We start from the raw sequence: 13,820 nt of genomic DNA, 5'->3' as shown, positions 1-13,820 counted from the left end.
TGAGTATCGTTTATCTAACAACTTAATCAAAAATAAAATTGAAAAGGAAAATTACTTATCATAATGAATAAAAAAATAGTCAAGCTCGCTCAATATCTAACAAACTTAAGCTTATTACTATCTTCAACATTAGCGTTAGCTAGTAATGCTAGCCAATATATTACTTATAACAACCTACTATTTGATCGTGATGGCACAGTAATTATCGATAACAGCCAAAAAATTGATTCAATAAAATACCGAGATCATTATTGGATTGTACAGTTAAACAACAGCCACAATAGCCGCCTCTACAGCAATATAAGAAAGATAGATAATTTTAAATTTGCTTTTGAAAAAAAAGGCGACATATTGAAATTTAAAACCATTGACACCTTAACTTATTTAGGCGAAGAACGAATAGCCTATTATTATCAAGACACAGCATTATCGGTTGTCATTGATACCGATGGTAATCTAATTACACCTAAAGGGCATTATTATCGCACAATTAGCCCCTTCATTAACGGTTATGCCGAAGTAACTACTCCAGAATATGAAGAAGGCTATTTAAATCTACAAGGTCGATTTTTCAAAAAACGCCCTAAAACAACATTGATACAAAAAATGCAATCCCAAACTGAACCAAAACCACAATGCAAAATAATCACATCCGATGCAATAATGCAGCTATGTAAAAAAAATAATAGCCAATATCTAATTAATAGCAAAACAGGCAAAGAAACCGATGTTGGTTCCAAAGCGCATATCAATAATTTTGACAACTATAAAGAAAACCTTTCAGCAGGTTATTTTTGGCTAGAAAATTACCAAGATAGTTATCATGTTTATCAAATTTATGATTATGATGGAAAAATGCATTATCAAAATCAGTACGATTCCACATCGCCTTTATATGGTACAGCAAGTTGGGTAAAAGATAATTATAATTCTAAAAACCGTTTGATCGATATTACGGGTCGAACAATTGGCGAATATGATTATTATACGCTTTTTCAAGTTGGCACAGAAAAACTCTACTATGCCAAAAAAAACAATCCCAAAAATAATAATGAAAAAACGTTATTATCGATTTTTGATGTAAATGGCAACATCTTACTTTACGAAGACATCGTTGGTTCAGAACAAAACAGTCACTGTCATCGCGATGTAACAGTATTAAAAAATGCAGAAAACAAAATAGTCTGGCCAACAAACCTAGAACGAGAATGCCTTTTAGAACGTTATATTCAACCAACAAAAACTGAGGACGACAACAATTATCGACATAAAGCGCAAGAAAGTGAAGCGATTGAAATACCAAAAGATAAAGTTCCCGAAATCAGCCGCTATTTTACACAAATCCAATCCAACAAAGATACCAATCCATTTACATTCAACGGAAGTAATATTTATCTTACAGGCCCCAACACAACTAAAATTGAGGGTATTGCAGAACTAAGTATACCTGAAGGGTATATATATAGTGAAAGATACAACCCATCTAATACAGCACATTGTGACAGGTTTGTCGCGCCAGCTTATGACAATCAAAACCGATTATGTATAAATGTTTATAACCTAGGATTTATTGACCTACTTGAGGTCAAAAAGTTATTTGACGACAAAACCAACATTGATAATTTAAAAGCAAAAATTTCTTCAAGAGTAGAAGATTATAAAGAATACAATGACTATCAAAAATTTGAATGGTTAATTGACCCTGAATTTGATTTTGAAAACCAAAGTTTAAAATTCGGCTATCGATATCACATAGCAGAAAGCAATCAAAACATAACCAGTCAAATTATAGAATATATAAAATTTGCCAAAGACCACATCATTGTGTTTAAAAACGATTATCACGACGATTATAACGATTTTAAGCCCATGGAATTTGATTGGCTTAATCGCATTAAAGTTTTTGAAAAAGCCGATATTAGCTCGACTTATCCTTGCAGCAAATTATCAATAAAAGACTCGGCATTATCTGCCAGTGAATTTACTTATTTAGATAAAGATTTTTGCTTTCCACTACCAATAACCAAACTTTTTAAAAAAGATCCTACGCAAACTGAATTAAATGGTTACCGTGAGTTATTTTCCTTCAGGGAAAACAAATACCCGATAAAAGAGAGCAAAACCTTATGGAATTAATAAAATATCTTCTCAGCACAATAGCAGTAACAATAATCGGACTCACTCTAAATGCGTGTGATACTCCGCCGTCACAAAGCCAACCGAAACTTGAGAAACTGCCCGAGGTTTTTAATTTAACTGAACAACAATGGCAAAACGAAATCCAACAACGATTCGACACCATAAACGGTAGTGGCGAACCAATAAAATGTATATCAATATTAATGACTGCGCCTTATTACTTATTTGATAGACAATACATGAACCTATTACAAACGTTAACAGAAGCAGGATTGCTAACAGAACAAATTGAAATTAGAGAAATTCATCAAAATCGCATCGTTTATATCTATAACCTTACCGATGAAGGCAAAAAATACTATAGAAAATGGCCTAACTTGATGTCGTCAGGATTTTGTTTTGGCAAAGTGATTGTCAAATCGGTAACCAAAATAACGCCGTATAGCAATTATATTGAAATTGAATATCAATATGTTATTGATAAATTACCGCCAAAATTAATGCCCCAAAATGAATTAAAAACCGGTACTGTAAGGTTTGATTATGATGAACAAACAAAAAAGCTCTATAGCAAATATGGTATTGGCTTAATTGTTAAAAAATATTGAGATTAATTATCATGAATCTAAAATATCCACTGATAACCACTTTCAGCTTACTACTATTTGGTTGCAATAATGTAGATTATAAGCAATCGCTACAAGAAGCTTTAAGTAGAGAAGATAATCGTGCATTATGTTATTTCCTACCAAATAACCAAAACATCTTTCCGAAAGATGTGTTTTTTGATAAACAAACTGAAATACTCGACCTATTTGTCGATCTTAAATTCTTAAAAACCAAAAACATCACGGCCAAATATTATAATGCCAATACAGATATAACCGATCTGCCTAGATCCCCCACCGAAATTGAAGGATTAAGATATCAATTAACCGAAGAAGGGAAAAAATACTTTATCGGCAGTAAAGGTGCATTCTGCTTTGGTAATATAATCCTTGATAAAATCGATGAAACTCAAAGCGTCAAAATAGAATATACTAACAACCAAGTCGAGTCAGGAAAATGGATCGATTATTACTATCATTATACGAATATTCCCGTTTGGGCACAGGATAAGCGGCTGGAACAATACTATAAAAGAATTTCACTCAACAACGAAATTCTCTTTGAGGCAAGAGCAACGTATTTTAACTCCCAAAAAAACTACAACACAGGAATTAAAAAAACAAAGCTCATCACCTTAAAACATTAACAAAATAAGCTAAACAATAGCACGGACAAAAAGTAGAAAACATACCGTGCTATCACCAACATTAGAGTATTGATTATTATTGTATTCCGTTTTCATATTAAAAAACTCTTCGCTAGGCAACTATCCTTTGTTTACTTCATCTTAATTAAATCAGCGCGCCATTCACCTCTCAACGATGAGCAAGTAGAAACACGAAACCCTAAGGATAGACACATACCATTATGAACAGCCTCTAAGTGGCGAATATCATTTATGGCAGGAAAATTATCTTTCCATTCAATCTTTTTCCCTATCAAGGAAAAAGTGGCAAAATTTATGATACACGTCAAAAATCTTATAGCTCTAAAGGTCAAACAGTCATATTTAAATGCATTGTATCGTTCAAATATGATGATAACCCAGCAAGTATAATTTTTTCGAGCTATAATGATGAGCAAAAATTGCTTGAAAATTGTATACTACTATAAAACCAAATAACAACAAACACGGGATTTTGCCCGTGTTTGTGTTTCCAGAGCTGAATAAAACACTCAACAACTAAAACCATTATTGTCCATGGCTGTCGTTGTGATTTTCGGTATGAATAACGTTAATATAGCTAGGAATAGTTGGCGTATTAAGATAAAAGAATGCCCATTGAATCCCGTCTATTTTTTTTGTCTGGCGTAAATATTGTTTTAGTAATATATCGTCCTGAGAATCATCTTCTGATTGCTGATGCATATAATGATCAATAAACTCATTATATGCATCTTCATCAATCATTGAAGATCCCTCGTGATTTTCACAATACTGTTTATATAAATCGAATAATTTGTCACTAAAAATATGATATTCTTTCTCAATATCAAACGCTTTAGGATCACTATACCCCAAAGTCGCAAAAATCTTATCAGCAATAGCAGAACCGGAATTTGATTTTTTTAATGCAGAAAAGACTAGATAAGCAGGTAAAAGAAAGAGTAATCCCATAGCTGCCATAAGAAGTAGCGAAAAATCATTTTTAGAAAAGGCCATTACTACAAAATAAAAGATAATAAATACCCCCAACCCTCCAGCACCAATAAGGAAAATAAGCGGTAAAATAGGCATATGCAGCTTGTTATTGCCAGCTTCTGTTCCCTCTGTTGCATAAGGATGTAACCATAAAAGCTTATCGGCAGGACGGCGTAATGCATAAGCAAAATAGGTTCCACCTGCTAGTGGATCAACAACTACCTCTACGTAGTCGCCCTCATTAAAAAATATTCGACAAAATGCGCCTTCAATCACCTTATCACCTAATTTGCAGCAAAAATACTGTTCAATATCGGCTGTGTCGTAATCAATGTTTTTGATTTTTGCTGAATTTATTCTCATTTGATTAGCCATAGAAACTAAATCTAAATGCCCTATTGTTAATACATTGATATCAGGCCGTCCAGCTAGTTTGCGAGCATTAAGATAACTTTCTTGCGTGTCATAGATCTCTAGATCAGTAATATAACCAGTAATGATTTGGTAATAATGACTATCGCCTATATTCTGTTCCATATTTTTATTCCTTATATCTATCAATTTGATTATTTGTTATTTTTTGTTTAGCTCATCAATAATTTTAACCCAATTAGGTAAAATTGGCGTTCTACAGTAGTAATATGTTAATGCTTTAAATTTTTCGAACTTTTCAAAGTCAGGGGTCTGTGGGTCGTTAAATATTTCAGGATCATTGCTTCGATACAGCTCCTTAAAGCGTTCCTTTTCTTTTGCAGAATCATACTTCCACGGTTTATCATACCCAAAGCAGGCATAAATTTGATTGGAAAAAAAAGAGTATCCACCTCCACTTATAAAAAAAACAGCAATAATTGCAATGATCCAGCCCCAAAAACAATATTTAAATATGTTTAAAATATAATTTAATGAACAACCGTTAAATAATTCAAAAATTAACAAAAAAAGCAGGATAATAACGGCAAATATCGTCATCAAAATAAAACTAATTTTTAAAAGTGCGAACGTTGTTAAACCAATATCTTGCGGAAAAATTATCGCATGTTGTCTTGGAATTCGTACCGCATAAGGTTGGTAAACATCATTTTTTTTTGGCTTAACAAGCATTTCAACATAATCACCCTCATTAAAACCAATCGTGTTAAGCCTTCCCTCTACTTTTTTATTGCCGATATGGCAACAAAAGTATTGCCCCCTTAAAGGCGGGCGGCAACAAATAAAAAAGCAAATAAATGCAATAATTGAACAAATCACGGCATAAAGATCTTTTTCCATTCGATCCGTCGCTGTCAGCTTAGTGCCAGTTTGTTGCGAATTTTCATCTAATTGTAAACAGCTTACAGTTCCTTGTAATAAGTAAAAATCATTCCTCATTAACTCTACCCCTTGTTGAGTTCCATAAGTATAATGGTAAATAATTCTATATTATGATTAAATTATCAACAACAATAAAAATTAATTCATTTAATATCTTACTAAAAAATAGATTGATCAATTCTGAACGCTTATTCAAAATTATTAATTAAAAACAATGTATTGAATTGATTAAATTGATCTACTTTACTTATTCAATCAGTTTAAGTATATAATACTCCATTTGCTGATAAAACCATCAAATGGAGGTTGTGATGATAACCCATATTAGCCCTTTAGGATCAATGGATTTGCTTGCTCAAGCTGAAGTCGATATTCTAAAAAAATCTGCCAATAGTGAGCTTTATCAATTATATAGAAACTGTTCGCTAGCAACACTCAATGCAGGTAGTAAAACCGATAATACTAAAGATTTGCTAGATAGATTTAAGTCTTTTGAAATTAATGTCATTAGTAAAGAACGTGGCGTAAAATTAGAGCTCATTAATGCACCTGAAAGTGCCTTTGTTGATGGGCGAATTATTCGTTCAATCCAAGCAAACCTTTTTGCCGTGCTGCGCGATATTCTTTTTTTAAATAGTCAAATCAGTGCCATTAAAGAACTTATCTCTAATATCAAATTTGAAAGAGATCATTCGTTTTATATCACAAACCTTGTTTTCTCAATTTTGCGCAATGCAAATGCGCTACATGTGGGTGAAGAGCCTAATCTGGTTGTCTGTTGGGGTGGGCATTCAATTAACGAAAATGAATACTATTATGCACGACAAGTCGGTATGCAACTGGGTTTGCGCGAGCTGAACATTTGTACTGGTTGTGGGCCAGGTGTGATGGAAGCCCCGATGAAAGGCGCAGCGGTTGGTCATGCTCAGCAACGTTATAAAGAAAGTCGCTTTATTGGCATGACTGAACCGTCAATTATTGCAGCCGAGCCACCTAATGCATTAGTAAATGAGCTGATTATTATGCCTGATATCGAAAAACGCCTTGAGGCTTTTGTACGTATGGCGCATGGTATTATCATATTTCCTGGAGGCCCAGGAACAGCCGAAGAATTACTTTATATTCTTGGTATTTTATTAAATCCAGCCAATAAACATCAAACATTACCGCTGATATTAACGGGGCCTAAAGAGTGTGAGGAATATTTTACTGCTATTGATAATTTTATTCGTAGTACATTAGGTGATGAGGCAACCAAATTATACCAAATTGTGATCGACTCACCTGAACAAGTGGCTCGTATTATGAAAGAGGGTGTTAAGCATGTTAAATCTTCTCGTTTAAAAACAGGTGATGCTTATGGATTCAACTGGCTACTAAAAATTGATGAACCACTACAACACCCTTTTGAGCCAACCCATGCCAATATGGCTTCATTAAATCTTCATCGAAATCAACCTGTTGAATTATTAGCAGCCGATTTACGCCGAGCATTTTCGGGAATTGTAGCGGGTAATGTAAAAGAATTCGGTATGAAGGAAATTGCTAAGCATGGCCGATACAAATTGCAAGGCGATCCCGAAATCATGAAGCAACTCGATAATTTATTACGTAGTTTTATTAAACAAGATCGAATGAAATTACCAGGAGGAAGCGCCTACCAACCTTGTTATGAAATTTGTTATTAACAAAAATATTAGCGAGTAATTTAATCGCGGGTAAATGTTATCTTACCGCCGATACGATTATCGGCGGAGTGATTTAATCGATTGATAGTTAATGTTTTATTAATCATTTATATCGCTTTTAAAAATCACCTAAAATATCTAGCGCTTCAGACACTTTTTTCACGGCAAAAATCTGCATATTTTCGGGCTTCTTCTTAGGCATATTCGCAATAGGTACAATCGCTTTTTTAAAGCCATGCTTAGCCGCTTCAGAAATACGTTCTTGCCCACTTGGTACGGGACGAATTTCACCACCAAGACCGATCTCGCCAAAAATAACGACATCTTGTGGCAATGGGCGGTTACGAAAGCTTGATACTAATGCGGCAATCAATGCCAAATCAGCGCTAGTTTCAGTGACTTTAACGCCACCAACAACATTCACAAAAATATCTTGATCGGCCATTTGTAATCCGCCATGCCTGTGTAACACTGCAAGCAATAATGCCAGCCTATTTTGATCAAGGCCTACTGTCACACGCCTTGGGTTGCCATACATCGAGTGATCAACCAATGCTTGGATTTCAACTAGCAATGGGCGAGTACCTTCCCACAATACCATAACCGAACTGCCGGGTAGCATTTCCTCACCACGACTTAAAAAGATGGCGGATGGATTGCTGACTTCTTTAAGCCCTTGCTCGGTCATCGCAAACACACCTAACTCATTTACCGCCCCAAACCGATTTTTATGGCTACGCAATGTTCTAAAACGAGAATCAGCATCACCATCTAATAAAACGGAACAGTCAATGCAGTGCTCAAGCACTTTAGGCCCTGCTAGCGAGCCATCTTTCGTCACATGCCCAACCATTATAATGGCAATACCTTTTGTTTTTGCAAAGCGCGTTAAATAAGCGGCGGTTTCTCGAACCTGCGCAACACTCCCCGGTGAGGATTGAATATCAGCAAGATGCATCACTTGTATAGAGTCAATCACCATTAATTTAGGTTGCGACTGCTCAGCCAATAAGCAGATTTGTTCTATACTGGTTTCTGATAACATATTAAGATTATCAGCAGGTAAACCTAATCGGTGTGCACGCATGGCTACTTGCTGAAGTGATTCTTCACCCGTCACATAAAGCGTATTCATTTGTGATGAAAGCTTACTCATGGTTTGTAGTAATAAGGTACTTTTACCTGCCCCGGGATTACCACCAATTAAAATCGCACTACCCGGTACAACGCCCCCACCAAGCACACGATCAAATTCGGAAAAACCGGTTGAAAATCTTGGTAGCGCTTCTAAACTGATTTCGGATAATTTTTGAATTTTTGTTTGACCAACACCGCTACCTGCGTAACCCGTTAATCGATCATTGCGCGTTGAAGTACTTGCTAGTCTAACTTCAGTAATGGTATTCCAAGCATGACAAGCACTGCACTGGCCTTGCCAACGAGGATAATCTGCTCCACAATCATTACAAACATAAGCACGTTTAACGGTTTTTGCCAATTTAATCTCCTAACCTTCACTTAATAAACTGGTTGATAAAATACACCATAATCCAGTTAAATCTGCATAATTAATGCTAATTTTAGCCTTTTCAACCACTTTAGGTTTTCCATGATAGGCAACGCCTAAACCCGCAATACGTAGCATCATTAAATCATTGGCGCCATCACCAATAGCCACCGTTTGCTCAATAGGTATATCGAGTGATGCCGCTAATTGTTGTAAAGTTCGCGCTTTATACTTTGCATCGACAATTTGACCAATTACTTTGCCCGTTAATTTATTATGTTTGACTTCTAATTCGTTAGCATAAACATCCGCTAATTTTAGTTTCTGCTTTAAATGATCAGCAAAATAGGTAAATCCTCCTGATGCAATAGCAACATGCCAATTTTTTTTATGCAATTCTTTGACTAAATAGGTCAATCCAGGAGTAAGCGGTAAGTTATCTTTTACTTGTTGTAAAAGATCTTGATGTGCTCCTTTCAACGTTGCCACCCGATTTCGTAAACTGGTTGCAAAATCAAGCTCACCATGCATTGCTTGTTCAGTCACAGCCGCAACTTGCTGACCTACACCATATAATTTAGCCAGTTCATCTATGCATTCAATTTTGATTGCCGTTGAATCCATATCCATAACCAATAATCCTGGTGAATGGAGTGTTGGTAAATTGTCAATTGGCGATACATCGATGCCTAATGTTAATGAAATAGCCTTGGCTTTTTTAGGCATAACACCAGCAATACGAACAATCTGATAAGTTTTTATTTTCCAAGATGAAACAATTACCATTGGCATAGCAAGTTGATTTTGGAATTTTGACAATACTGTTTTATTTAGCTTTTTGCCATAAATAATCCAACCTGTTTTACCTGCATTATAATCTAAAGGCACCACTTCGCAGCCATTTAATGAAAGTGGTAAGCCTTGCCAGCGTTGGATATTTTCAGGTAAATCATTATAGGTGAGGGTGTAAGCCATATCAGAAAGTCTTCCTAACATAAAACGGGCTCAAAATTTACCATAACTGTTAAAGATTGTCCAAGTTAGGATTGTGTGATTTTTTTAGTTTTTTATACTTAAACACATAGTTATCTGAAACTTTTTTAACAAAATAGATAAATCCGTAGGTTGCCTTTAATCATTCCATCTCAATGCTTATATCAATCTTAAATATTCAACGCCCATGAACAAAGTTGCTCTAATACAGGCCCTAATTTTTCGCCAAATGGCGTTAATTTATAGAAAACTTTTAAAGGGGGTTTATCACCAAAAACGTGTCGAGTAATTAACCCATCTTCCTCTAATTTTTTAAGTTGTATACTTAATGTCATATCGGTAATATGAGGAATAATGGTTTTCAATTCGCTGAATCTTTTTTCACCAAAAAGCAAATAATAAAGTATTACCCCTTTCCATTTTCCACCAACTAAATCCATTGCCAAACTAATAGGGCAATAATAAGTTTTATTGTTATAACGTTTTAATGGTCTTTGTTCATCTATTTGCATTAATTCACCTAACTATCAAGTTTGATAGATATTGCTATAAGTTTATTTACAAATAAACTAATTAGAGTAACTATCATTTTAACAGCAAAAAAGGAAAAAAGTATCATTATGACATTAATTATTTTAGGTCACCCCAATATTAAACAGTCTATCGCCAATAAAACAATTATCGAAACATTACAAGATAAAGTTGAGGATATTGAAATTCGCAATATTCACAAGCTTTATCCAAACTATCAAATCAATGTACAAGAGGAGCAAGCCGCATTACTCAGACATGACCTTATCGTTTTACAATATCCAATGTATTGGTTTAACATGCCGGCAATATTAAAAATATGGTTTGATGAAGTATTTACTTACCAATTTGCTTATGGCTCCAAAGGCGATAAATTAAAAGGTAAAAAACTATTACCAAGTTTAACCATAGGACAACAAGAACAAAATTATAAAAAATATCACAACGATTTAATGGATAATTTATTAGAGCCCGTCAAAGTATCAACTTTATATACGCAAATGGAATATCTGCCACCAATACTTTTATATGGTATTTCACCAGAGATTGAAGAAATGCAAGCTAAAATAAAAACAAAAGCACGACAACATGGGCAACAGTTAGTTGAAATCATAAATAAATATAACCAATAAAAATCAATATGATGATTTATAATAATTGATAAATCATCATATTTTATGTTGTATTAACTATGCTTTTTTAAAACCGCATAAAAAAAACCATCACCACCATTTTCAATAGGTAAAAATTGTTTAAGTTCACCTTGTAATTTGGCGCTGGTGTTTTCTTGTAAAAAACGCTCAATTTGTAATTTATTTTCGTCTGGTAGAATTGAACAAGTGGCATAAACTAAAGTACCACCAATTTTTAAATAAGACCAAATATTAGTTAAGATTGCATGTTGTAGCTCAGTTAATTGGGCAATATCATTATCTCGGCGTAACCATTTTATATCTGGATGACGGCGAATAACACCTGTTGCAGAGCAAGGCGCATCCAATAAAATACGGTCAAACGAACGCCCCTCACACCACAGCTCTGGCGTTAAGCCATCGCCAACTTTGACGTCAGCATGCTGTTTCAAACGAGTTAAATTTTCATCAATACGTTTGGCTCGGTTTGCATCCACATCCACAGCTAACACTTGTGCCTTTGGCGCTACCTCTAAAATATGCGTGGTTTTACCACCAGGTGCCGCACAAAGATCCAGAATTTGCTCACCATTTTGTGGTGCTAATAAATAAGCAGCATACTGAGCAGACAAGTCTTGTACTGTCACTGCACCGTCATCAAAATGAGGTAATTTAGCAACATTGACGGGCGATAATAACCGCAATGCACAAGGTAATTGATCATGTGGTTCTGACTCAATGTGCTGTTTTGCTAACAGTTTTTGATATTCTTGAATTGAATATTGGTTTTGGTTAACCCGCAACCACATTGGCGGTTTTTGGTTATTCGCATCAATAATTGTTTGCCACTGCTGTGGGTAAGCTTGCTTTATACGAGTCAATAACCAACTTGGGTGTAATGTTCGGCTATTTTGTTGCTTATCATCTTGCATAAATCTTTGTTGTAATGATGCTTGCTGACGCAAAAACTCACGTAACACGCCATTAACTAATCCTTTTAATGGCGCCTTTTGCAAAGTATTTACTGCATCAACTGTTTCACCAACAGCGGCATGTTCGGGAATACGTGTATAAAGGATCTGGTAAATACCCACTAACAATAAATAGTGCAAAACCCTATTTTTACCTGTCAAAACCTTACTCATTAAGGTATGGATATAAAAATTGAGCTCGGGTAATACTCGCATCACACCAAAACACATTTCTTGCACTAGTGCTCGATCTTTATCCGCTATTTTGTGATGCAAAGCAGTCAGTGTGGCACTTAATGATTGCCCTTCTTCTAATACATTAAAAATAGCTTGCGCACAAACAGCTCGTATATTTTGGTGTAATTTTTTATTCATAAATCATGACAACCTTAATTTATCTATTGTGATTAGTTTATAAAATTAAAGATCCAATCCAACCAGCAATAAATAACGGAATATTAAAATGGGTAAATGTTGGGATAACACTATCTCGAATATGGTCATGTTGCCCATCACTATTTAATCCAGACGATGTCGCTAAAATAGTATCTGATGGTGGTGATCCTGCATCACCAATCGCACCCGATGCGCCAATTAAACATACCGTGGCAATCGGTGAAAAACCAAGTTGTACACAAAGTGGCACATAAACAGCTGCAATGATTGGGACGGTTGAAAATGAAGAGCCAATCCCTAATGTAATAACCAAGCCAATTAGCATCATTACAAAGGCAGCAATCACTTTATTTCCTGCAAATAAAGCTGCACTATTAATAACAAGCGGTTCAATTTCATGCGTTTGTTTTAATACTTCGGCAAATCCTTGCGCTGAAATCATCACAAAGCCGATCATTGCCATCATTTTGATGCCGTCAGTAAAAACACCATCCGCTTCGCCCCATTTAATCGATCCCGATACAATAAAGCAAATAAAACCAATTAAGGCACCTAAAATCATTGAGCCGGTATAAAGTTGAACGGAAAAAGATAACGCAATTGCCAATAATGAAACAATAAGTGAATGCTTATTCACCTCTTTTACAGCACCTTGATTCGCTTCGCTACGAATAATTTTATATTCTCTTGGTTTACGATAACTAACAAAGATAGCCCATAATAAGCCAACAAACATACCTAACGCAGGAATAGCCATGGCATGCATTACATTAACATGGCTTACATCCATGCCAGATGCGGTAATATTTTTTAATAAGATTTGGTGCAAGAAGATATTGCCAAATCCCACCGGTAAAAACATATAAGGAGTAATTAATCCGAATGTCATAATACACGCAATCATTCTTCTATCAAGCTGTAGGCGTGACATCACATATAATAGGGGCGGAATTAAAAGAGGTATAAAGGCGATATGAATCGGAATTACATTTTGAGAAGAAATACTTACTAGTCCAATAATAACAATCAAAATCCATTTGATACGTTTTTTAGCATCGCTTGATGTCAGCTGTTTAATCGCTTTATCTGCCAATAATTCTGGTAAGCCAGATTTTGATATCGCCACAGCAAATGCACCTAGCATGGCATAAGAAAGTGCAATATTTGCCCCATTGCTGATGCCTGTGTTAAAGGCATCAATAGTTTCTTTTAACGATAAATGGCTAAATAAACCGCCAACAAACGCCCCAATGATTAAGCTAATAACAACATGGACACGGCAAAGCGATAAAATTAACATACAAATTACCGCAACCACAACTGCATTTATTGACGAGAACAAATCAAGCATTGTATTCATAAGATAGATTCTTAGTTAAGAAGCAAAGCTTATTATTG

General features: G+C 35.1%; 12 protein-coding genes. 5 read left to right on the top strand and 7 right to left on the bottom strand.

Annotation, left to right across the window (positions count from 1 at the left end; all coding sequences use genetic code 11):
- The first annotated feature begins 63 nt into the window (after positions 1 to 63).
- Genes A9G47_RS01625 through A9G47_RS01615 form a run of 3 tightly spaced genes read left to right on the top strand, consistent with a single transcriptional unit; the run spans position 64 to position 3,394 of the window.
- Positions 64 to 2,136, top strand: a complete 2,073-nt coding sequence (locus A9G47_RS01625) for a hypothetical protein (protein ID WP_065642010.1) — start codon at positions 64 to 66, stop codon at positions 2,134 to 2,136.
- Complete coding sequence (locus A9G47_RS01620; protein WP_065642009.1) at positions 2,127 to 2,747, top strand: hypothetical protein; 621 nt, start codon at positions 2,127 to 2,129, stop codon at positions 2,745 to 2,747. Before A9G47_RS01625 ends, A9G47_RS01620 begins: the two co-directional genes overlap by 10 nt.
- A gap of 11 nt (positions 2,748 to 2,758) precedes the next feature.
- A complete protein-coding gene (locus A9G47_RS01615) occupies positions 2,759 to 3,394 on the top strand; it encodes a hypothetical protein (RefSeq protein ID WP_065642008.1) in 636 nt (211 codons plus the stop codon).
- Between the two features lie 546 nt (positions 3,395 to 3,940).
- Here the strand turns inward: A9G47_RS01615 and A9G47_RS01605 are convergent.
- Entirely contained in the window at positions 3,941 to 4,927 is a 987-nt protein-coding gene (locus A9G47_RS01605; protein WP_065579916.1) for a putative type VI secretion system effector, read from the bottom strand.
- A 36-nt stretch (positions 4,928 to 4,963) separates the two neighbouring features.
- Entirely contained in the window at positions 4,964 to 5,761 is a 798-nt protein-coding gene (locus A9G47_RS01600) for a hypothetical protein (protein ID WP_065642007.1), read from the bottom strand.
- 254 nt (positions 5,762 to 6,015) lie between these two features.
- Between A9G47_RS01600 and ppnN the strand changes: the two genes are divergently transcribed.
- Positions 6,016 to 7,392 (top strand): nucleotide 5'-monophosphate nucleosidase PpnN, encoded by a 1,377-nt coding sequence (ppnN, locus tag A9G47_RS01595; RefSeq protein ID WP_065567399.1) that lies wholly within the window; start codon positions 6,016 to 6,018, stop codon positions 7,390 to 7,392.
- A 118-nt stretch (positions 7,393 to 7,510) separates the two neighbouring features.
- On the opposite strand, the gene radA is transcribed toward ppnN, so the two are convergent.
- The 3 genes from radA to A9G47_RS01580 form a co-directional block, all read right to left on the bottom strand.
- A complete protein-coding gene (gene radA / locus A9G47_RS01590; RefSeq protein WP_065567398.1) occupies positions 7,511 to 8,890 on the bottom strand; it encodes a DNA repair protein RadA in 1,380 nt (459 codons plus the stop codon).
- A 9-nt stretch (positions 8,891 to 8,899) separates the two neighbouring features.
- A complete protein-coding gene (gene serB, locus A9G47_RS01585) occupies positions 8,900 to 9,874 on the bottom strand; it encodes a phosphoserine phosphatase (protein WP_065642006.1) in 975 nt (324 codons plus the stop codon).
- A gap of 188 nt (positions 9,875 to 10,062) precedes the next feature.
- On the bottom strand, positions 10,063 to 10,404 hold the full coding sequence (locus A9G47_RS01580; protein WP_065567396.1) for a winged helix-turn-helix transcriptional regulator: 342 nt from the start codon (positions 10,402 to 10,404) through the stop codon (positions 10,063 to 10,065).
- A 108-nt stretch (positions 10,405 to 10,512) separates the two neighbouring features.
- Here A9G47_RS01580 and A9G47_RS01575 point away from each other — a divergent pair, with 108 nt between their 5' ends.
- Positions 10,513 to 11,055: an NAD(P)H-dependent oxidoreductase gene (locus tag A9G47_RS01575; RefSeq protein ID WP_065567395.1), complete on the top strand. Its 543-nt coding sequence runs from the start codon at positions 10,513 to 10,515 to the stop codon at positions 11,053 to 11,055.
- A 53-nt stretch (positions 11,056 to 11,108) separates the two neighbouring features.
- On the opposite strand, the gene rsmB is transcribed toward A9G47_RS01575, so the two are convergent.
- Both rsmB and A9G47_RS01565 read right to left on the bottom strand, forming a co-directional pair.
- Entirely contained in the window at positions 11,109 to 12,401 is a 1,293-nt protein-coding gene (rsmB, locus tag A9G47_RS01570; protein WP_065642005.1) for a 16S rRNA (cytosine(967)-C(5))-methyltransferase RsmB, read from the bottom strand.
- Between the two features lie 37 nt (positions 12,402 to 12,438).
- Positions 12,439 to 13,773, bottom strand: coding sequence for a Na+/H+ antiporter family protein (locus A9G47_RS01565; protein WP_065567458.1), 1,335 nt, complete (start codon positions 13,771 to 13,773; stop codon positions 12,439 to 12,441).
- Positions 13,774 to 13,820: the final 47 nt, after the last annotated feature.

This window comes from Gilliamella sp. WF3-4, assembly GCF_001690275.1.
GTDB classification, from domain to species: Bacteria; Pseudomonadota; Gammaproteobacteria; order Enterobacterales; family Orbaceae; genus Gilliamella; species Gilliamella apicola_C.
The sequence above is the reverse complement of the archived record's forward strand: the minus strand, read 5'-3'. Positions and strand labels throughout refer to the sequence as shown.